Source organism: Ensifer sp. Root142, from assembly GCF_001426785.1.
GTDB lineage: Bacteria > Pseudomonadota > Alphaproteobacteria > Rhizobiales > Rhizobiaceae > Ensifer > Ensifer canadensis.
On record NZ_LMFK01000002.1, the window covers coordinates 43,929 to 64,211 of the forward strand.

Below are 20,283 nucleotides of genomic sequence, written 5' to 3' on the forward strand. Positions count from 1 at the left end.
GCATCAGACGTTGCCTTGGCGGCAACGCTTAAGGACGGGCTGGTTACGGCAAGGATAGAACATCTCGGCATCGATGCCGGCAGCGTTGCGGCAAATATCTCTGTCGATATTCGCGAGGTTGAGCCGACCTTCAAGGGCCGCATATCCAGCAGCGGGCTCGATGTCGCCAAAGTGGCAAATCTGACCGGGCAATCCGTTCCTTTGACCGGGTCTGTCACGATCGATACCCGGTTCGCGTTTCGCGGCCTCTCGGGGGATGCCCTGAGAAAAACAATCAACATGACCGGCAGCCTAGGCCTGCACAGCGCCACCTTCATCGCGCCGGGCGTCGCCGATCCCTCGTTGAGCGAAGTCAAGATTAAGAAGCTGGCGCTCAGGATCGATGACTTTGCAAAACCGGGGCGTCTGTCGGGCAGCCTGGCCTGGCGCGGGAAACCTGCCGAAGTCGACTTGCAGCTACCGTTAGGCAGTCTCTTGGCCGGGGACCTCAACTCGGGGGGTATACCCCTGAAGCTTGACATGCGTATGCCGGGAGCGGCTCTTTCGCTTGATGGCAAAGCGGCCATTCCGAACGGCTATGCCGGCAAGCTGATTTTTTCGACAGCGGACGTTCGCGGGTTCCTTGGCTGGCTTGGACAGAGCGGCCCGGACAACATCGACCTATTTGCGTTCAACGGTGATGTCAGCGCGAGCCCGGCGAGCGTTCAGTTCGAAAGTGCCACTTTGTCGGTCAATGGTGTCGAGGGGACCGGGAGTGGATCTGTCCAATTCACGACACCATTGAAGATATCCAGTGCCCTCAAGTTCGCACAGCTAGATTTTGCGCGTCTCGCCGGCGCGCGCTCGAGTGCACCTCAATCGAAGGCGCAGGGAGCTGACCCTGCGCCCGATGCTCCGTTGGATTTCTCCTCGCTTCGATTGATCGATGCATCCATTAATGTCAACGCCGATAAACTTGGATACGGCAACGTATTTGCAGGGCCGGTGGCAACCACTCTTACCGTTGCCGATGGAGTCGCAAGTCTCAGCCTTCCTGAAAGCCCGTTCTATGGCGGCCATATTACCGCAAGCCTGAGGGCCGACGGCTCCGGGTCAGAACCGTCGATTGCTTTAAACGCCTCAATCACGGGCGCTTCGGCGGCGCCGCTTCTGACCGACATGGCAGGCTTCAAACATCTTGAAGGCGCGCTGCAGGCCAAGCTCGACTTAACGGGAGCTGGCAGCACGACTGGCGCACTCAAACAATCGCTTCAAGGCAGCGCGGATGTCCGGTTTTCCGATGGCGCCATCCGCGGCATCGATATCGCCGACGCCTATAACAACCTCGTTGGCCTGATGTCGTCGGGCTTCAAGCAGAATGAAAGCCAAGCGACAGGGTTCACTGAACTCAGTGCCTCGTTTGCCGTTGATAGCGGCGTTGCGCGAACCGAGGACATCAAGCTAATCGGCCCGCTCGTGCGCATGAACGGGACCGGGGAGGCAAATCTTGCGGACGGACAGATGAAGTTTCGGCTCGATCCGCGGGTGGTCGCATCGCTGGATGGACAGGGCGCCGAGATCTCAACTGACGGAATCGGAGTTCCGGTCCTGATCGAGGGGCCCTTTGCCCGTCCTCGCATATATCCCGATCTGTCGGGACTTTTGAAGAACCCCACCGCTGCCTTGGCGACACTGAAGAAGTTCGGATTGCCGACCGACACGCTGCGGATCGATGACCTGCTCTCCGACAAAGCGACTGGAGGATCCTTGCGCGACATCGTCGGCGGCGCCATCGACAAGACTTTCAAAGGCAAGCAAAACCAACCTTCCATCGAGGAGATCATTGACGGCAATGTGGCGCAGAGCGGCGAGGCGCCGCCGGACGTCCAAGCTGACGAAGACCCCGCTACTCTCGAACCCGCGGCCAGGCAACCGGTCCCTGGAGCGGAGCAGCCCGATCAGGACGCGGGGACGTTTGGAAATCTGTTCAACCGGCTTCTCCAATAGAGACAGGGGATTGTTGCAGTTCCCGGGCGTGGAGACGTAACCATCCTCCGCAGCCCCGTGCCTGGTCAAGCCGTTCCCGTGCGCCTGGTAATTTTAAAGCGCCCTTCGGCGCATGTCAGCACTGGGATGTGATCGACTTGTGGATGTCGATAGGGATCGGTGCAGCACGACGTTTCCGTGCCTGCAAACATCGTAACTTCGGATTATGCCTTCGCGGAGGTCGCACTCAATTCTTGCGCGAAAGATTGATGTTGAACGGATTGCGTGCTCGTCCGCGATCGCCCGTCATTGCTCTAGTAGGAGACATGAGTCAGTCCCTGCCGCTGCTTGTGCTGGCGGACGGCGAAACATCGAAGCATCAAACTGATGTTTTTCAAGGAAGAGCGTTCATTTCCGAAAAAAACAAAATCTTTGCCGCCCTGTCCGAAAGGCACGGCTTCCCAGATCCACATCCATAAGCTGGACTCCAGGGTTGATGTCCAAGGGTGAACCGCGATGTTCCCCTGCCGCGTCGAGCTCGATCGGGATACTTGCGGCCGATGCGGACCAGGAACGCCGGCGGCCGATTTCCGCAACCTGATGCGCGGAGCCAGGGACTTCGACGATCTCGTCTCCTAACGCGCCATTCGCGATATCATCGTCGGTCGTCGCAGCGCGGCACATCAGTGGCGCAAGCAAATGCGTCCAAAAAATCACCCCCATACCAAATCTTGAACTGATTGCGGCCAAAAGCTTGCAGCGTCCAGATGTTGCCTATTTGGCAACCGTCACGGCGAATATCTATGCTTCTTCGCCGGAAGAAACTCTGAAACATTGGTGTTGCAAGCAACTCCTTAGAGGCAAGCAAGATGGCCTATGTCATTACAGAGCCCTGCATCGACGTGAAGGACGGCGACTGTACCGCGGCCTGCCCCGTGGACTGCATCTACGAAGGTGGCCGCACCTTCTACATTCACCCCGAAGAATGCATAAATTGTGGGCTCTGTCTGTCGATCTGTCCTGTCGACGCCATTGTCTGGGATCACGAGATCCCGGAGAGCCAGCGCCACTTCATCGCAGTCAACAAGGAGTTCTTCGACTCCGACGTGACCGGATTGGGATCGCCGGGCGGGTGGAGCAAGGAGTGCTCGACGGCGCTGGACCACCCGTTCGTTGCCGGCTTCGAGAGGGTAGCAACGTCACCATGACAACACTTCAGCAACAGGAACGAGACATGTCTGTGACAGAATTCCGTGGCGTCGTTGCCGCCGTGCCGACGCCGTTCGACGATGAAGGCCGGATCGATACCGAAGCCTTTGTCGAACATGCCAGCTGGTGCCTGAACAATGGCTGTGATGGCCTGAATGTGCTCGGCACGACAGGCGAAGCGAATTCGCTGTCTTTCGAACAGCGCAGCGCTGTCATGGTCGCTGTAGCCGAGGCGCTGGATACCAAAAGGCTGATGGTCGGAACCGGAACGCCTGATCTCGAGACGACGATCGCCCTGACGAGCCTTGCCGGCCGTCTCGGCTATGCGGCAGTGCTGGTCTTGCCGCCTTACTACTACAAGCCCGCCCCCGACGACGGGCTCTTCGCCTGGTTTGCCCGGCTCATTCGCGGCACCGCCAAAAACCCGATTCCGATGTATCTGTACAACTTTCCGCAGATGACCGGCATCACCTACAGTCCGGCCTTCGCCGCAAGGCTCGCCGAAGCATTTCCGGATCGCATCAAGGGGGCCAAGGACAGTTCGGGCGATCTCGACTATGCGCGCCAGTTGTCGAGGATCCCGAACTTCGCCGTCTTCCCGAGCAATGAGGCCACACTCGCCGATGCGGGCGCCGACAACTACGCCGGCACGATTTCTGCGACGATCAATATCGCCCCGGCCCTGTCGGACAAGCTCTGGAAGAGCCAGGACGATACCCCCTTGCAGGATCGCGTGCTTCGGTTACGGCAGTTGATTGCCGCCAACCCGCTTATCCCAGCCGTCAAATACCTGGTCGCCAAGAGGTCAGGAAATCCAGTCTGGTACAATGCCGCCCCGCCGCAGCCTACCCTTAGCGACGCGCATCGGGAGACGCTTGACCTGATCGCCGCGCGTGCTTACCAGCCGGAATAATAGGCGCGCGTCGCCGCGGCGAGCTTGATCACCCGCGCGCGCTCGCCGGCCAACCGAGGTAGATCAGCGCGCGCCTGCTTCAGGAGTTCGGCCCGAACGCCTTCGTAGTCGACACGGGTCAGTCTTCCATCGCGCATGATCTCCCGTCCGCCGACGTAAAGGCCCTTTGCATGGGCCGCCGTCATCCGGACGAGCAGAATCTCAGCCTCATCCAGATCGCCCGTCAGGCTGTCGGCAATTAATGCGGCGTAATCCACGAGCACGAGGTCTTCGTTCACCGGCGCATTCAGGACTTTGGCGCCGACATGGATCGCTGCATCGAAGACCCGCCCGGCCGTGAAGGTCCGCGTCATGTCGCGGCCGCCATGCAACAGATGGGCCAGGCGCAGTTCCCGCCACAGATCCTGATCATCATCGAACCCTGTCCCATCCAGGCCGAAAGCGAAAGCGGGTCCATTCGCCGGCATGGCGGCGACGGGTGCCACGCCTGAACGCAGGCGTAAATTGGCCGACGGGTTGGAAACGAGCTGCACCCCACGCGCGGCCAGCAGCTCGAGTTCGTCCGGGCGCAACTGAACGCCATGGGCAACCGCGAGGCGCGGCGAGAGGAAACCGATATCGTCCAGATATCGCACGACACCCTGAGGGAAGCGCCGGTCCAGCCAGCACCGCTGCCGCGGACTTTCGAGGAGATGCATGTGAATGCGCCGGCCCGTTGCTGCAGATGCCTCGGCGATGCCTTCGAGCAGCGCATTGGAGCACCACTGCGGCCCGATCGGGCCGTACTGAACATCGATCAACGGGCTGGTGTTGCCGGCAGCGACAGCGTCGACTGCCGAAATCTGGACCATGGGCGGTGCGTATTTCGGGATCGAGGCGCTGATTTCCTTCCAGTCTGCCGGATCGAGGAACGGGCGCAATCGCTCCGGCCCGCCATCATAGGCCCACGGGTCGAAATCAAGCAGTGGGCAGGAGAGCGCGAGCCTGATGCCTAGCTCATCCGCGGCTCGCATCACGGCGCCAGCCTCGTCCACCAGCCGGTCGATGTTCAGAGAGTTGTGGCAATGCATCGTCGCACCGACGCCCGTTTGCGCCAGCCGAGAAAATGCTACGAGCGCTTCCAGGTAGGGGTCAGTCCGCGGCCTGAGCCGGAGGCCCGGGATCCACGTCTCCAGGGCATCGTCGATGTTGCCGAAATCGAGCGTGCGAATGCCATAGCCGTGGTCATGCGCGTTGACGGGCGGTGGCATGAGGAGAGCATTGGCCGGGATCGTTGCCGGGGAAATGCCGTCAGGCAAGTGACGCAGGAGGTCCGGCTCGCGTCGTGCGACTTCATGACCAGGGCGCAAGAGAAGTCGTCCCGGGATTGGTCCTGCGCTCACGTGCGGATAGCCTCCATGATCTGGTCGCTGAACCTCAACAGTTCCGCGCCGACGAACTCGATGACGGCCTCGGCCGCGTGTGTGCGCTGCCGGCGCCGCTGCACGAGAATTCCAACGTGCAGGTTCTGAAGGCGCGAGCCGGAAAGCGGTATGGCGACGACATCGCCCGAATTGATCTCCGCCAGGAAACCGATCGGCGTGAAGAAGGCCACGCCCTGACCGGAGATGATGAACGGCTTGAGCATCATCTGGCTGTTCGAGAGCACAAAGGGCCGTCCGGTCCGCTCAAAGACGGAGAGCTCGATTTCGATGAGCGAACGGATCGGTTGCGTGTCGAGTTGCAGGAGAAGGTCGTACTGGGCGCACTCGGCGAGCGAAACCTGCCGCTGCTTGGCCAGCGGATGCCCACGCCCGACGAAAGCCATCAGCGGCATCGGCACACGAAAGAGCATCTCGGTGTCGTCGGGCCGGGCCAGATCGAAGGTCAGGCCCATGTCGACGTCGCCTTCGGCGACCAGGCTGCTGATGTTGCCGTGACCGGCTGTGTGGATATGGAAGCTGACCCCGGGATGAACGCTGTGGAACGCGTTGACCATATCCGGCAGGAACTGGATGGCCAGACTGTCGAGACAGGACATCTGGACGCGGCCGGTCTTTTTTCCCTGCAAGGCGCCGAGGTCACTGCGCAGAAGGTCGAAATTCTCCAGCGTAGCGCGGGCGTGGCGCAGCACGTTCTCCCCGGCGACAGTCAGCCTCAGCCCATTCGAGAGCCGCTCGAACAGCGCAATCCCAAGCTCGTCCTCCAGCTTCTTGATTTGCCGACTGACCGCCGAGGAAGCCACATGAAGCTCCTCGGAAGCCTTGCGAATGGATCCGGACCGCGCGACCGAGACGAAGTATTTCAGGATGCTGGCGTGCATTCAATTGGAACCTTCCCTCCCCTGGGGCCCGCCTTATAGCACGCTCACCGTCCCCTCCAAACGGGCGCGCGCTTCTCCTGGAAGGCGGTGACACCTTCCAGGGCGTCCTCACTCTTGAGCGCCTTTACGAGCGCGGGCGTCCGCAAGCCCTGGGCCTCGGCCGGCGAAAGATGACCGGTCCGATTGACGGTCTGTTTGATCGCCCGAAGCGAAAGCGGCGCACAGGCGACGATTTCATCGGTCCAGCGCGCAACAGCCGCATCGAGCTCCTGCGGTTCGGCCACCTCGTTGACGACGCCGAAACCTTGCATCTCGGCGGCAGAGAACCGCCGGCCGGTCAAAAGCACACCCATCGCGAGATTGTGCGGGATCCGGCGCTGCAGCAGGACCATGCCGCCATCGAGCGGCAGGCGTCCGACGCGGGCCTCCGGCAGACCGAACGCCGCGGTCGTCGAGGCGACGACGATATCGCAGCCAAGGACCATTTCGAACCCGCCACCGAGCGCATAGCCGTTGACCTTGGCGATAACGGGAACATCCAGCGAGCGGCGAAAAGCCAGCCCTCCAAAACCGTTCGGTCGGCTTTCGGTCCAGTATTCGAGGCCCGTCGTTTCGGCCCCCTTCAGGTCGGCCCCGGCGCAGAATGCCCGTTCGCCGGCACCCGTCAGCACGACACAGCTTATGTCGTCGCGAGATTCGATCTCTTGCCAGATCGCCTCCAGTTCGCGTTCGGTCGCCGCGTCCACCGCATTCATTCGCTCCGGACGGCAGAGCGTGACGGTGGCAACGCGGCCCTCTACGACAAACTCGACGCTCATGCCGCATCTCCCTGACGCACAGCAATCGCCGAGAGGATCTCGTCGTTATGCTCACCGAGCTTCGGCGGGGCGATGCGCACCGTCACAGTCGCCGCCGACATGTCGATCGGCGAACCGATCAGCCGGACCGGACCGGCTTTGGTTTCGCCGGCATCCAGGATCATGCCATTGATCGTCGTCTGCTCGTCGTTAAGGGCTTCGGGAAGCGAGCGCACCGGCGCGCAGAGGATGTCCACCTGCTCCAGGCGGGCAAGCCAATGCGCGCTGCTGTTCCTCGCAAACGTCTCGCGAAACACCTGCTGCAATTGCGGGCGGCGCTTCATCTGCTCATCGAAGTCCGCAAATTGCGGCTGCAGGGACAGGTCCTCGATCTCCAGAGCGGTGCAGATATCCCGCAACGGATTTGGCTTGAACGCACCAACCATGACGATGGCGCCGTCCGTGGTTTCGAAAACGCCGGTCAGCGGGAAAGCGCCCCAGTTCAGGTCCTTCTCCCGCATCATATGCGTGGTGCCTTCCTGCATCTGCATGGCGAGCATGGAGCTGTAGAGGCTGACCGAGACCTGCTGGCCCTCACCGGTCTTGTCACGGTGCAGCAGCGCCAGCAGGATGCCTTGCACGAGGTGCATGCCGGCGGAATAATCGGCAAGCGGTGTCGCATAGATCGACAGCGGGTGGCTCGCATCCGACTTGCGCCGCATGACGCCCGAAAGCGCCTGCGCGAGAATATCCTGCCCGCCCTTGTGCCGATAGGGTCCCTCCAGGCCGAAGCCGGTGCCGACGGCATAGATGAGCCGCGGATTGGTCTTCTTGAGCTCCTCATAGCCAAAGCCCATGCGTTCCATGACATCCGGCCGAAAATTGTTGACGACCACGTCGGCCGTTTCGATCAGTGCGCGCACGGCGGCACGCGCCTCGTCCTGCTTGAGGTCGAGGGCCAGGCTCTTCTTATTGCGGTTGAGCGACGAGAAGACCGGATTGTTGAGGCCGTCCGGATCCGACCCCAGCGACCAGCGAGAGAGATCGCCGATCTTGGCCTTTTCGACCTTGATGACCTCTGCGCCATAGTCGGCCAGCATTTGCGTGCAGCAAGGACCAAGCATGACCTGGGTGAAATCGACGACGCGGATACCGTCGAGGGGAAGCGATGTCATTCTGCGGCCTCCAGATAGGTTGCATTTTCGGATGGAACGTCGCCTGGATCGGCGCCCTGGGCTCGGAGCTGCTTCTGGATCGCCCTGACATCGGCGTCTCGCACCTTCACGCCCGCGTTGAGAGCGACGGTTGCAGCAACACCTGCCGCCTCGCCCATCGCCATGCACGGCGGGATCTCGCGGCTCGACTTCTGCGCCTGGATCGTCGCGGAATAGTGCCTGCCTGCGACGATCAGCTGGTCGACTTCCTTGGGCAGCATCGCCCGGTAAGGCGTGTAGTAGTCACGACCGCGGCAGACCGTGTCAGAGAAGTGGCGGCGGGTCATCACATCGTCCTTGGTGACGACATACTCACCCTGAAGCAGGCGCGACTGGCGCACGCCCGTCTGCGGCGCAAAATCGATGACATAGGCATTTTCGAAGCCCGGCAGGTTCGCCCGGGCGAAATCGAGCAGGCGGGCGATGCGGCTGCGGCCCTCAAGTTCGGCATAGGTCAAGTCTTCGACGCGCAGACCGGAAAGCTTCGGCATATGTGGGCAGTTCAGCCAGATGACGCCGGGCAGCGGCGTCTTCAGCCACCAGAACGACCAGCAACCGCCGATCAGGCGCTTGGCTTCGTGATCGAGCAGCTTGAACTGTTCCGGTTCCTCGAACTCGAAACGCTCGGCTGCCTCGGTGTCGATACCGCCCCAGCGGGAAACCGTCGTCAGGATGAAGTTGCCGTCGGTATGCTGGGCGCCGGCGTCGGCGGCAACATCGAGGTCGCCCGACGCATCGATGACCACATCGCCCATGATGGCCTCGCGCCCTGCCTTGGTTTGGCAGACTACGCCCTTGATCGTGTTGTTCTCGACGATCGCCGACGAAAACCAGCTGTGTGTCCTGAGCTTCACGCCAGATTCGCGCAGGATGTCGTAGGCGACGCGCTTGAAGGCGTCCGGATCGAATGCGGCCGCGTAGCAGATCGGATGCGGCGCAGACGGCGTGTGGAAATCGAACAACCCCCAGCGCGCCCACCGACGCCACGCTTCCGGCGTATCGCGGAGATCGAGCTGGCGGTCGCCATCCGTCGGCGTGACGCAGAGGCCCAGCGTCTTCATCCGTTCGATCATCTCCATGCAGATGCCGCGCACGGTGATTTCGACGTTGTTGACCATGTCGTCGAGCACCAAGACCATACCGCCCGAGGCAAGGCCGCCCACATAGGGATAGCGCTCGAGCAGAGTGACGTTGGCTCCGGTGCGCGCCGCCGACACGGCCGCGGAGATGCCTGCCGGGCCGCCGCCGACGACGACCACGTCCGAGCGATCGACGATCTTGGCGTTACGCAAAGGCTCCCTGATTGTTTCCATTGTCGTTCCTCCATAGGGAAAGTGTCCGGCGAGATGTGAAAGAGTTCACAGCCAGTGACTTCGTTGGGTGGCCGGACCTGGATAGGTCCGGCTGCAGGTGTCTTGGGGTTAGTGGTCCGTCGTCGGCTTCCAGCGGACGATCTTCGATTCCGCGAACGAAACGGCGAAGAAGAGAACCACGGCGAGCGAGGCGGCGATCACGACGGTCGCATAGAGCAGCGGCGATCGGAAATTATAGGTCGCCTCGATGATCAGGGCGCCAAGGCCGTAGCTGGATCCGATCCATTCCGCGACGATAGCGCCCATGACGCTGCTGGTTGCCGCGATTTTCAGTGCGGCGAAAAGGAAAGGCAGCGAGCTGGGAAGGCGGACCTTCCAGAAAATCTCGGAGTTGCTGGCGGACAGGACGCGCATGAGATCGATCATTGCGGGGCTCGCCGACTTCAGTCCTTGGACCATGTTGACGAGCGTCGGGAAGAAGCAGATCAGGCCGGCGATGATGATCTTCGGCGCGATGCCGTTGCCCACGAGCAGCACCAGGATCGGCGCAAGCGCGATGATCGGGATCGACTTGATGATCACGGCGATCGGATAGAACGCCCGCTCGGCAAGCGGGCTGTAGACGAACCAGACCGCCAAGAGGACGGCAATGACGTTGCCGAACACGAAACCGAGAAACGCTTCCATGAGCGTCGGCCAGAAGTTCGTCCACAGGATGCCGCCATTTTCGCCGAAGGCCTTGATCACGTCGACCGGACCGGGCGCCATGAACGTTGGCACCGAGAAGCCCCAGACGACGAGTTGCCAAAGGAGGATGCAGCCGAGGATCGCGAGTGTTGCCGGCAGGTGTCTCAGGGCAGCGGCGGCGGCGGCATCTAGCATCCTGAACCTGTTGCCGTCCGTCAAAGCGCGGCCTTCCGCTTGCGAAGGAAGGGCATTTGCCATCAACATTCTCCCAAAAGTGTGCGCAGGTGGGCGGTAACCTGGATGAACTCGACCGTGTCACGCATCGCGAGGGATCGCGGATGTGGCAGGTCGACCTTCATGAACTCCTTGACGCGGCCGGGATGGGCCGCGAGCATCAGCACGTATTGACCGAGAAAGACCGCCTCCGGGATCGAATGCGTGACGAACAGAATGGTGGTCCCTGTTTCCTGCCAGAGGCGCAGCAATTCCTCGTTCAGCTTGTCGCGCGTGATCTCGTCGAGCGCGCCGAAGGGCTCATCCATCAACAGGATACGCGGGCGGGTGACGAGTGCGCGGGCAATTGCCACGCGTTGGCGCTGGCCACCGGACAATTCGTGCGGCAGCGCCTTTTCGCGCCCCTTCAATCCGACGAGAGCCAGCAAGGCCTCCGGGTCGGCGTAGGTCACTCCCGCCTCTCGTTTTCCCACCTGCAGCGGGAGGCGCACGTTGTCGATGACATTGCGCCACGGCAGCAACGTCGCCTCCTGGAAGACGAAGGCGAAATCGCGGCCCTCACGCGCCTTGCGCGGCGTCTTGTCGTGTACGGACACCGAGCCATCGCTGATGTGCACCAGGTCTGCGACCGTCCGCAGCAACGTCGACTTGCCGCAGCCCGAAGGGCCGAGCATGGTCACGAGCGAGCGGGCCGGTATCTCGACCGAAACGTCGGACAGGGCCGTGAAGCTGGAATCATCCGCACCGAAGCGAATGTGAAGGTTCTTCACCGATACCGCCGAGGCACCGGTGTTGCCGATCGGTGCCTGCTTGGGTCTGTTGAGCGTTTCCAACATCGCCTTATCCTACGCTCTTGCGGATGTCGGCCGTGGCATCGAGGATTGCCATCGTGTAGACGTCCTCCGCCTTCGGCACGGCCCCTTGGAACTGGCCGAGGTCCGCATAGGTCTTGATCTGCTCCTCCCAGTTCGTGCGGTCCATGCCACCCCAACCCACCGCGGCGGTGGCGTCGTTGAACACGAACTTCATCAACGGCCCGATAGCCTCAAGCTCGCTTGCCTTGTCAAGGTTCGGATAGGATTCGAGCAGGATATCGACGGCCTCTTCCTTGTTGTCGCGCGCATAACCCCACCCGCGCGCCGAGCCTGCGACGAATGCCGAAAGATGGTCGGCGTGATTTTCCAGCTGATCGTCGGTCGTGTAGTAGACATTGGCATAGAGCCGGATGCCGCCGTCCCAGAGGGTCAGGTCGACGCGGTCGTCCCCCAGAACTTTCAGGGCGTTGACGTTGGTAAGCCAGCCGCAGACCGCATCGGCCTGACCGGTCACCAGCTGGTTCATGTCCGACCCCATGTTGACGATCTTGACCTGATCTTCCGAGATCCCGTTCTTGGCGAGAAGCGCGCGCAGAAGGATGACCGACGTGGGGATGGCAGCGATCGTCTTGCCGATCATGTCCTCGGGCTCGGCAATGGGATTTGCCTTTCGAGAGAAATACGCGAAGGGATGCTTCTGGTAGCCGGCCGCGAATGCCTTGATCGGCGCGCCAGCCGAGCGGGCCAGCATGACCGACGGACTGGAGGAGACCTGCCCGATCGTCGACTGACCAACGGCGACGCCGGCGACACCATCGACATTCGGTCCGCCGGGTACGATTTCGAGCTCGATTCCCTTTTCGGAATAGTAGCCCTTCTTGCGAGCGACGAGCTCTCCGAGAAGTCCGTTGGAGGGTAGCCAACCGAGCTGCATGCGGATTGTGGCAGTATCTGCCGCGTGGCCTGCCGAGACATTGATCAGACTGTGCGCGGCGGCAATCGCGCCCACAGCGGCCGCATTCGAAAGGAACCCTCGGCGGTTCATCATGAAATGAGACATATCGTTCCCCTTGCTTGTTATGGGAGCGATGATGATCGAATTTGCCATCTCATAAAGCATAATTTTTAGCGCTAAGCATTGCCAATACGGCAACACCCAACTTTTCCCAGGTTTGCCGTTTCGGCAATGGCGGGGTCGAAAGATTGCTCTTTGTTGGAGCCCGCCGCCATTGGATAAGCAAACGCATCTCCAAGGCTCATCAGAGGATAGGCATGACATACAGAAACCTGATCGATGGTGAATGGATCCACGGCAGCGATGCGGTCCGCAATATCAATCCGTCCGACACCAACGACGTGATCGGGGAATATGCCCGCGCCTCGGCCGACGATGCGAAGGCGGCGATTGCCGCGGCCAAGGCGGCGTTTCCGGCCTGGTCACGCTCCGGCATCCTCGAGCGTCATGCGATCCTTCGAAAGACCGCCGACGAGATCCTGGCGCGCAAGGACGAGCTCGGGCGGCTGTTGTCGCGCGAAGAGGGCAAGACGCTGGCAGAAGGCATCGGCGAGACCGTGCGTGCCGGCCAGATTTTCGACTTCTTTGCCGGCGAGGCGCTCAGGCTGGCCGGCGAAATCATCCCCTCGGTGCGCCCTGATATCGGCGTCGAGATCACCCGCGAGCCGGTCGGCGTCGTCGGCATCATCACGCCATGGAATTTCCCGATCGCCATTCCCGCCTGGAAGATCGCGCCGGCGCTCTGCTATGGCAACACCATCGTCTTCAAGCCGGCCGANCCTTTCCGGCCTGGTCGCGCTTCGGCATCCTCGAGCGCCATGCGATCCTTCGAAAGACCGCAGACGAGATCCTGGCGCGCAAGGACGAGCTCGGGCGACTGTTGTCGCGCGAAGAGGGCAAGACGCTGGCGGAAGGCATCGGCGAGACCGTGCGCGCCGGCCAGATCTTYGACTTCTTTGCCGGTGAGGCGCTGCGATTGGCTGGCGAGGTCATCCCCTCGGTGCGCCCTGATATCGGCGTCGAGATCACCCGCGAGCCGGTCGGCGTCGTCGGCATCATCACGCCATGGAATTTCCCGATCGCCATTCCCGCCTGGAAGATCGCGCCGGCGCTCTGCTATGGCAACACCATCGTCTTCAAGCCGGCCGACCTCGTGCCGGGCTCGGCATGGGCGATTGTCGACATTCTCCATCGTGCCGGCCTGCCGAAGGGCGTGTTGAACCTGGTGATGGGCAAGGGCTCGGTCGTCGGCCAGACGATGCTCGACAGCCCCGACATYCAGGCGATCACCTTTACCGGCTCGACCGGCACCGGCAAACGCGTGGCACTGGCCTCGGTCGAGCACAATCGCAARTACCAGCTGGARATGGGCGGCAAGAACCCGTTCGTGGTGCTCGACGACGCCGATCTTRGCGTTGCCGTCGAAGCCGCCGTCAACTCCGCCTTCTTCTCCACCGGCCAGCGYTGCACCGCSTCGTCGCGGGTGATCGTGACCGAAGGCATTCACGACCGGTTCGTGGCGGCGATGGGCGAGCGCATGAAGGGGCTCACCATCGACGATGCGCTSAAGGCCGGCACCCATATCGGCCCGGTGGTCGACCAGAGCCAGCTCAACCAGGACACCGACTACATCGCCATCGGCAAACAGGAAGGCGCCAAACTCGCCTTCGGCGGCGAGCTTCTGAAGCGCGACACGCCCGGCTTCTACCTGCAGCCGGCGCTGTTTACCGAGGCAACCAACCAGATGCGCATCTCGCGTGAAGAAATCTTCGGACCGGTCGCTTCGGTGATCCGGGTGANCCGCTTCACACGATCGGCAACCAGATCTCCGAAGTCTTGAATGGTCAACCTGCCGACCGCCGGCGTCGATTTCCACGTGCCCTTCGGTGGCCGCAAGGGCTCCTCCCATGGCTCGCGCGAGCAGGGTCGCTACGCCGCCGAATTCTACACAACCGTCAAGACCGCATACACATCGGCGTAGGTGCTGTCAGAGATGCGAGGGGCGCGCGCGTGGGAACGCTGTTACATGCTCGATGCTCTTGAACAACGCCAGCGCGATGAGGGCGTTGCTTTTTAGATCAGTGTGGGAAGGTCCCTATTCGTTAGAATGGCGTAGCGTCAACACCGCCTCCACTTCGATCTGTGCGCCCTTTGGCAGGGCGGACATTTCGAAGCATGCGCGAGCGGGAAACGGTGCCTTGAAGAAGGTAGCGTACTCCGCGTTGAGTGCGCCGAATTTCGACATGTCAGTAATCAGCACAGTCGTTTTCACTGTCCGGGCAAGGTTGGTTCCGGCTTCCGTTGCGATGGCGGAGATGTTCTTTAGGCACTGGCGCAGTTGTAGCACCGGGTCTTTCGAAACGATCTCACCCGTGGCCGGATCGATCGGCAATTGGCCAGAAACAAACAGAAGTTGTCCCGTGCTTATCGCCTGTGAAAAGGGGCCAACTGCGGCGGGGGCGTTGGTGGTGGATATGGCTGAAAGCAAATTGGTCTCCATTACCGGTTTGTATCGTTTCAGAGTGCGCCAAGGATAATCCCACAAGACGTGAAGCGACTTTGTGTTGAGATTTGCAAGGAAGGGGCCAGGCGCCGAATGCGAACATGTCTCTGCTGAGTTCTTTAGTCTTCGGCCTCGGAAAACGTATTGGAACGCATACGACGCACGCTGGGTGTCGATATAAGGATGAGCGCCAGAGCGGACATACCGAGCAGGGTGATGCTGATCGGGCTGGACACAAGCGCCGTCCAGTCGCCTTGCGAAAAGATCAGCGCCCGGCGCAGGTTCTCTTCGAGCATCGGCCCAAGGATGAACCCCAGCAGCAGGGGAGCCGGCTCGCAATCCAGCTTGAACAGGATGTAGCCGAGCATTCCAAATCCGCTCAAAAGGACAAGGTCCACCAAACTCATATTGATCGAGTAAACGCCGATCGCGCTAAAGACGAGGATCGCCGGGAACATCATGTTGTAGGGCGTCGACAACAGCTTCACCCACAGCCCTACCAAGGGCAAGTTCAGGATCAGTAACATAAGGTTGCCAATCCACATGGATGCGATCAGGCCCCAGAAAAGCGCCGGGTTATTGGTCATCACGCTAGGTCCGGGCTGAATGCCCTGGATCATCAACGCGCCGATCATCATCGCCATAACGCCGTTGCCGGGAATGCCGAGCGTCAGCATCGGGATGAACGATGTTTGCGCACCAGCATTGTTGGCTGCTTCGGGTCCAGCTACGCCTTCCATCGCCCCCTCACCGAACCTTACCGGTCCTTTCGACAGCTTTTTCTCCAAAGCGTACGATGCGAAGGATGACAGCGTTGCGCCACCGCCGGGCAGCACGCCGAGAATGGAGCCTAGGCCCGTGCCCCGCAGGGCGGGCATGATCATCCGCTTGAAATCAGAAGGCGACGGCATCAGTCGACTGATCTCGCGAACCGAGCGACTTGGTGTGTCGCTCGGCTCGAGATTGCGAAGAATTTCCGACAGGCCATAGATGCCGGTGGCAAATGCGACGAAACTGATCCCATCGTAGAGATCGGGGACGCCGAAGGTGAATCGTTCGACGCCGGTGTAAACGTCGGCGCCGACGATGCCGAACAGCAAACCAAGCACGATCATCGCTACCGCTTTGATTAGCTGGCCGTTGGCGAGCGTTACCGACAGGATTAGGCCGAATACGATCAGCGCAAAATATTCCGGGGGGCCGAATTTCAGCGCCATTTCGCCGAGCGGTATCGCAAAGGCAGCGACGACAACAGTAGCGATGGTACCGGCAATAAATGAACTGATTGCGGCCGTCGCAAGCGCGATGCCCGCGTGTCCCTTTCGGGCCATTTCGTAGCCGTCGATGGCTGTGACCGCCGAGGCTGCTTCGCCCGGTAGATTGACGAGGATGGCGGTCGTTGAGCCGCCATATTGTGCGCCGTAGTAGATGCCTGCCAACATTATCATTGACGTTGAAGCATCGAGGCCGAACGTGATGGGCAAAAGAAGTGCTATTGTTGCAGTCGGCCCGACACCCGGAAGCACGCCGATCAGAGTGCCGAGGAGACAACCGAGAAAACAGTAAAACAGGTTGTCGATGGTAAGGGCCGTTTGCAGCCCGAACATAAGATTGGTTACCAGATCCACAATCGGTCCCCCTGGTTAAAGCGTTAGCCAGCGGCCCAATGCCGGCAGCGGCAGACCCAGCCCCCATATGAAAACCGCGGTGGCGAGGACTGCCAGAACGCAGGAAACGATTAGGCGCGTCAACATGCGCATCTCGGGCGCCGCCAGAGTGCCAACAAAGGCCGTCACGGTCACTGCGATTAGAAAACCGGCAGGTCTCACGAGCAGGCCAAAGAGAAGGGGGCTGGCCAGAACGCAAAGCAATCTGACCGGGGCGACGAACGTCATCTGCTCACCCGGACCGATTATTCCCTTGATGGCGACGGCCAGGCCGAGACAGCCGAGTATGGCCGATAGGATAAGCGGGAAAAAGCCAGGCCCCATCTGTGAGGCGTTGCCAAATGAATAGTTCCAGGCGATTACGCCAAATCCGATTGCGAAAGCGGTGATGAAGCCGCCTGCCACAACATCTTTCTTGACGGTGATAGTGCCGCTTGCAAGGACGGTCATCGAAGCGTCTCCTGGCTGCATGGGAAATGGGCCGCAACTTGCGGCCCTCTTGGTGCTGGAACCTTACTGGCCGACCTTGATGCCAAGGCGACCAATCAGCTCTCCGAAGACCTTGCCTTCCCTCTCGATGGCAACTCTCGCCTCTTCGGGAGAGCTTGCAACCACCACTGCGCCGAGCTTCGTGAGGCGTTCTGCGACTTCGGGCTTATTCAGAATCTTCACGACTTCCGCATTCAGTATATCGATGATTTCCTGCGGGGTGCCGGCCGGCGCCAGCATCGCGCTCCACGAGCCTGCATTGTAGTCGGCATAGCCCGACTCAGCCACGGTCGGTATGTCGGGAAACTCCGGCGACCGTTCGGTTCCGCCCACGGCGAGTAATTTCAGGCGTCCTTCGCGCACGAGTGCGCTAACTGAGGGGAGCGTATCGAACGCCATCGTCGCGACACCGCTAATAAGGTCGGGATGAGCCTTAGCACTTCCGGCATACGGCGCGTGCACCATGTCGAGTCCGGCCATGTCGAGGAACCACTCGGAGAAGATATGAACGTTGCTGCCAATCCCTGCGGAGGCAAAGCCCAGCTGTCCGGGGCGTTCCTTTACATACGCCACGAACTCCGCAAGCGTGTTGACGGGCAGGGTGGCAGGAACCACGAGACCGACCTGCGTACGCGCCAACAGCGAGATCGGCTCGAAGCTCTGGACCGGATCGTATGAAAGGTTCGGCATGAGCGCCTTGCCCAAAACATGCGACTGGACAACGACTTCGAGCGTGTAGCCGTCTGGGTCGGCTCGAGCGACGAATGTGCTGCCAATCGAGCCGTTCGCGCCGGGCCGGTTTTCGACGACGACCGGCTGGCCAAGTGCGGGGGATAGCTGCTCGGCGATCAGTCGCGCGGTGATGTCGCCTTGGCCACCCGGGGCATAAGGCACGATCACTTGTATCGTACGATCTGGATAGGTCTGTGCGATGGCTGGCCCGGCTAGGCCCGCCACAATCGCCAGTAAAAGAGCTCCGCCTTTGAAAAGCTTATTCATTCTCTTGTTCCCTTCGTCTTTTTCATTTGGCCGTGCGAAAGCCCACGGTCAGGCCCGGCGATATTGAGACGCACCATATCTCGCAGAAGCTGGACGATCGCCATCGAGCTTTCGCCTTCGGTACCATCGACGATGAACCGCGAGGTGCAGTACCGCATCTCCCAGCCTCCTGCATCGAGGCATGCTTGAACGATGCGCTTTTCAAGTTCTGGCGTTTGAACGAGATCACGGTTCTTGAGGAGGAAACCAAGCATGGCGGCTATCCCGTATGCGCCCCAGTTGGACACGGAAGCCGGCAGGAAGATGTCGGTTGCGGTCACGGTCACTGCGCCGCCTGGCTTGTCGGTCTGGGTTTCCCGACCATACGGGTGAAAATCCTGCATGAACGGATGGATGCGTCCGAAGCCGATCTCATTGCCGTTGTCGCCGATGCCAATAGTCAGGATACCGCGCTCGGTGGCTTTATCGATGAGCGGCGCGATGTTGACACAGCCTTCGGGAGCAACACCCGTCGAATAGTGGACAGTGCCGTTCTCGTTCGGACCCAGGCGCTCGATCGTTATGATCGCCTTTGGTTTCAAGTCGTCGAGAAGCTTGCCTGCCCAATCGTCGATTTCGGATTGTACCTCTGGCGCGGTAAGGATCGCCGCGCCCATTCGGCGGTTCTTGGCCAGTTCGTATTCGCGGATCATGATGCCTGCGGCATTGCTTGAAGCAACGACCGGGGGAGCATGGCAAACCTCGGTGACATAGACAGGAACAGCGTTGAGGCCCCAGAAAAGCGCCCTAGCCAGCGCGGCGGCTCCGGGAGGACCGTCGCTTTCACCGTTCGGAACCTCGGGGGCATAACCTGCACCGGTCACGATTATCACGACGTCGCCCGCGCTAACCTTCTCCACCAACGCCTCGGCTGCCCGTGCCGTGATCGGTCGCCCGCCGCCTTCGCGCCGTGCTTCATTATAGATTGGTGCGATGATGTTGTGGTTCATGGCGCGGTTGCGCATTTCTACGGTGATCAAGCGATCGACGTATTCGCCAATGATATCTGCCATTTTTGTCTCGCAAAGTTTGTTTTGATTTCGCGAGCTAACAGCAAGAATTTGCCCGGTGCCAATCGAATTAACGGATTTAGTATCAGCTTTTGTTATACAAGGAGCGATTTCTGCCTATAAAATGACGAAGGTGTCGGGTTTCTGCATAAAATGTGTACGGTGGGAAAATGCGTTCATTAAATCATCGTCAGCTGCTCAGCTTTCGCGCGGTTATGGTCACCGGGAGCATGACCGGCGCGGGCAAAATCCTTCACCTCAGCCAGCCGGCAGTGACGAGGTTGATCAAAGACCTTGAACGGGAATTGGACCTTCCGTTGTTCACCCGTACCGGCGTCGCCGTAAAACCGACACAGCAGGCGCTGGAGCTATTTCGCGAGGTGGAACGGTACTTTAACGGCGTCGACCGCATCGTCGAAACTGCTCGTTACCTGCGTAATCGCCGGGGTGGACGGCTACGGATCGCCGCAATGTCCACCCTGTCGTCACGTACCTTGCCGGAAGCAATCCACCGCTTCAAGCAGATCGAGCCCGAACTCGATTTTTACATTCACTCCGACACCTCGCATCACATCATCGATGCGGTCCAAAGGAACGAGTTCGATATAGGTTTCGGGCGCGTGCCGACAGAGCGTACTGACATTGAGCATTTGCCGATGCCCACATCGTCGGCAATCTGTCTTGTTCCCAGACACCATCGGCTCGCGGCGAAGGCGTCGATTTCCGTGACTGACCTTCATCAAGAGCAACTGATTTCGCTCGGAACTAGTAGCCTGCTTCGGCTCCAGATCGAGGCGGCGCTGGAGAGCGCCGGCATCAGGGGCGGAACAGTCATACAGACGCTTTTTTCCAACACCGTGCCCAGCTATGTCGCGCGCGGCCTCGGCATTGGGGTCACCGATATCTTCTCAGTGCTCGGCGCTGATCGTACGAACATCGTCATGCGCCGCTTTACGCCGGAACTGACTTTCGACTTTTCAGCCATTTATCCGCGTAGCGAGCACTCTCCCTTGGCCATCGCTTTTGCTCGCATGATGCGCAGCGTCATCGCCAACGATATTGCCGAAGTAGAAGACGCTTTGCAGATGGCACGTTGAATCGAGCAGCCTGGG

General features: G+C 60.6%; 18 protein-coding genes and 3 pseudogenes. 8 read left to right on the top strand and 13 right to left on the bottom strand.

What is annotated here, in order from left to right; all coding sequences use genetic code 11:
- The 4 genes and pseudogenes from ASD52_RS05075 to ASD52_RS05090 all read left to right on the top strand — a co-directional run.
- A partial coding sequence (locus ASD52_RS05075; RefSeq protein WP_244497424.1) for an AsmA-like C-terminal region-containing protein occupies positions 1–1,986 on the top strand: 1,986 nt, incomplete at its 5' end.
- 232 nt (positions 1,987–2,218) lie between these two features.
- Positions 2,219–2,444: pseudogene (locus ASD52_RS36855) on the top strand (DUF3088 family protein); the annotation flags it as partial.
- Positions 2,445–2,834: 390 nt separating this feature from the next.
- Positions 2,835–3,173: a ferredoxin gene (gene fdxA / locus ASD52_RS05085; RefSeq protein WP_057217566.1), complete on the top strand. Its 339-nt coding sequence runs from the start codon at positions 2,835–2,837 to the stop codon at positions 3,171–3,173.
- A 26-nt stretch (positions 3,174–3,199) separates the two neighbouring features.
- Positions 3,200–4,087 (top strand): dihydrodipicolinate synthase family protein, encoded by an 888-nt coding sequence (locus ASD52_RS05090; protein ID WP_057223484.1) that lies wholly within the window; start codon positions 3,200–3,202, stop codon positions 4,085–4,087.
- Here ASD52_RS05090 and ASD52_RS05095 read toward each other — a convergent pair.
- The 8 genes from ASD52_RS05095 to ASD52_RS05130 all read right to left on the bottom strand — a co-directional run bounded on the left by ASD52_RS05095 (position 4,072) and on the right by ASD52_RS05130 (position 12,509).
- A complete protein-coding gene (locus tag ASD52_RS05095) occupies positions 4,072–5,394 on the bottom strand; it encodes an amidohydrolase family protein (RefSeq protein WP_347369216.1) in 1,323 nt (440 codons plus the stop codon). The two genes, ASD52_RS05090 and ASD52_RS05095, sit on opposite strands and share 16 nt — an antisense overlap.
- A 71-nt stretch (positions 5,395–5,465) precedes the next feature.
- On the bottom strand, positions 5,466–6,389 hold the full coding sequence (locus tag ASD52_RS05100; protein ID WP_057217570.1) for a LysR family transcriptional regulator: 924 nt from the start codon (positions 6,387–6,389) through the stop codon (positions 5,466–5,468).
- A gap of 44 nt (positions 6,390–6,433) precedes the next feature.
- Positions 6,434–7,207: an enoyl-CoA hydratase-related protein gene (locus tag ASD52_RS05105; RefSeq protein WP_057223486.1), complete on the bottom strand. Its 774-nt coding sequence runs from the start codon at positions 7,205–7,207 to the stop codon at positions 6,434–6,436.
- On the bottom strand, positions 7,204–8,361 hold the full coding sequence (locus ASD52_RS05110; RefSeq protein ID WP_057223488.1) for a CoA transferase: 1,158 nt from the start codon (positions 8,359–8,361) through the stop codon (positions 7,204–7,206). Before ASD52_RS05110 ends, ASD52_RS05105 begins: the two co-directional genes overlap by 4 nt.
- Positions 8,358–9,713 (bottom strand): FAD-dependent oxidoreductase, encoded by a 1,356-nt coding sequence (locus tag ASD52_RS05115; RefSeq protein ID WP_057223489.1) that lies wholly within the window; start codon positions 9,711–9,713, stop codon positions 8,358–8,360. The genes ASD52_RS05110 and ASD52_RS05115 overlap by 4 nt, the downstream gene beginning before the upstream one ends.
- A 108-nt stretch (positions 9,714–9,821) precedes the next feature.
- A complete protein-coding gene (locus tag ASD52_RS05120; protein ID WP_225906586.1) occupies positions 9,822–10,595 on the bottom strand; it encodes an ABC transporter permease in 774 nt (257 codons plus the stop codon).
- A gap of 62 nt (positions 10,596–10,657) precedes the next feature.
- Positions 10,658–11,470, bottom strand: a complete 813-nt coding sequence (locus tag ASD52_RS05125; RefSeq protein WP_057223491.1) for an ABC transporter ATP-binding protein — start codon at positions 11,468–11,470, stop codon at positions 10,658–10,660.
- 4 nt (positions 11,471–11,474) lie between these two features.
- Entirely contained in the window at positions 11,475–12,509 is a 1,035-nt protein-coding gene (locus ASD52_RS05130; RefSeq protein ID WP_057223683.1) for an ABC transporter substrate-binding protein, read from the bottom strand.
- Positions 12,510–12,721: 212 nt separating this feature from the next.
- Between ASD52_RS05130 and ASD52_RS36860 the strand changes: the two genes are divergently transcribed.
- From ASD52_RS36860 to ASD52_RS39740, 3 genes and pseudogenes are all read left to right on the top strand, one after another.
- The coding region (locus ASD52_RS36860; RefSeq protein ID WP_156612936.1) for an aldehyde dehydrogenase family protein at positions 12,722–13,242 on the top strand (521 nt) is incomplete at its 3' end.
- 1 nt (position 13,243) lies between these two features.
- Positions 13,244–14,263 (top strand): annotated as a pseudogene (locus tag ASD52_RS05145) (aldehyde dehydrogenase family protein); the annotation flags it as partial.
- A 1-nt stretch (position 14,264) separates the two neighbouring features.
- Positions 14,265–14,445, top strand: a pseudogene (locus tag ASD52_RS39740) (aldehyde dehydrogenase family protein); the annotation flags it as partial.
- A 114-nt stretch (positions 14,446–14,559) separates the two neighbouring features.
- Here ASD52_RS39740 and ASD52_RS05150 read toward each other — a convergent pair.
- From ASD52_RS05150 to ASD52_RS05170, 5 genes are all read right to left on the bottom strand, one after another.
- Positions 14,560–14,952 carry a Rid family detoxifying hydrolase gene (locus ASD52_RS05150; protein ID WP_057210987.1) on the bottom strand — a complete coding sequence of 131 codons (393 nt, stop codon included), beginning with the start codon at positions 14,950–14,952 and terminating at the stop codon, positions 14,560–14,562.
- Between the two features lie 134 nt (positions 14,953–15,086).
- A complete protein-coding gene (locus ASD52_RS05155) occupies positions 15,087–16,595 on the bottom strand; it encodes a tripartite tricarboxylate transporter permease (protein ID WP_057210980.1) in 1,509 nt (502 codons plus the stop codon).
- Positions 16,596–16,610: 15 nt separating this feature from the next.
- A complete protein-coding gene (locus tag ASD52_RS05160) occupies positions 16,611–17,084 on the bottom strand; it encodes a tripartite tricarboxylate transporter TctB family protein (RefSeq protein ID WP_057223494.1) in 474 nt (157 codons plus the stop codon).
- A 63-nt stretch (positions 17,085–17,147) separates the two neighbouring features.
- Positions 17,148–18,122: a tripartite tricarboxylate transporter substrate binding protein gene (locus ASD52_RS05165; RefSeq protein WP_057223496.1), complete on the bottom strand. Its 975-nt coding sequence runs from the start codon at positions 18,120–18,122 to the stop codon at positions 17,148–17,150.
- The gene (locus ASD52_RS05170) at positions 18,119–19,174 is read right to left on the bottom strand and encodes a glutamate cyclase domain-containing protein (RefSeq protein ID WP_057210974.1); all 1,056 of its coding nucleotides are present in this window, start codon (positions 19,172–19,174) and stop codon (positions 18,119–18,121) included. Before ASD52_RS05170 ends, ASD52_RS05165 begins: the two co-directional genes overlap by 4 nt.
- A gap of 167 nt (positions 19,175–19,341) precedes the next feature.
- On the opposite strand from ASD52_RS05170, the gene ASD52_RS05175 reads away from it, so the two are divergent.
- Complete coding sequence (locus tag ASD52_RS05175; protein ID WP_057210972.1) at positions 19,342–20,268, top strand: LysR family transcriptional regulator; 927 nt, start codon at positions 19,342–19,344, stop codon at positions 20,266–20,268.
- Positions 20,269–20,283 lie beyond the last annotated feature (15 nt).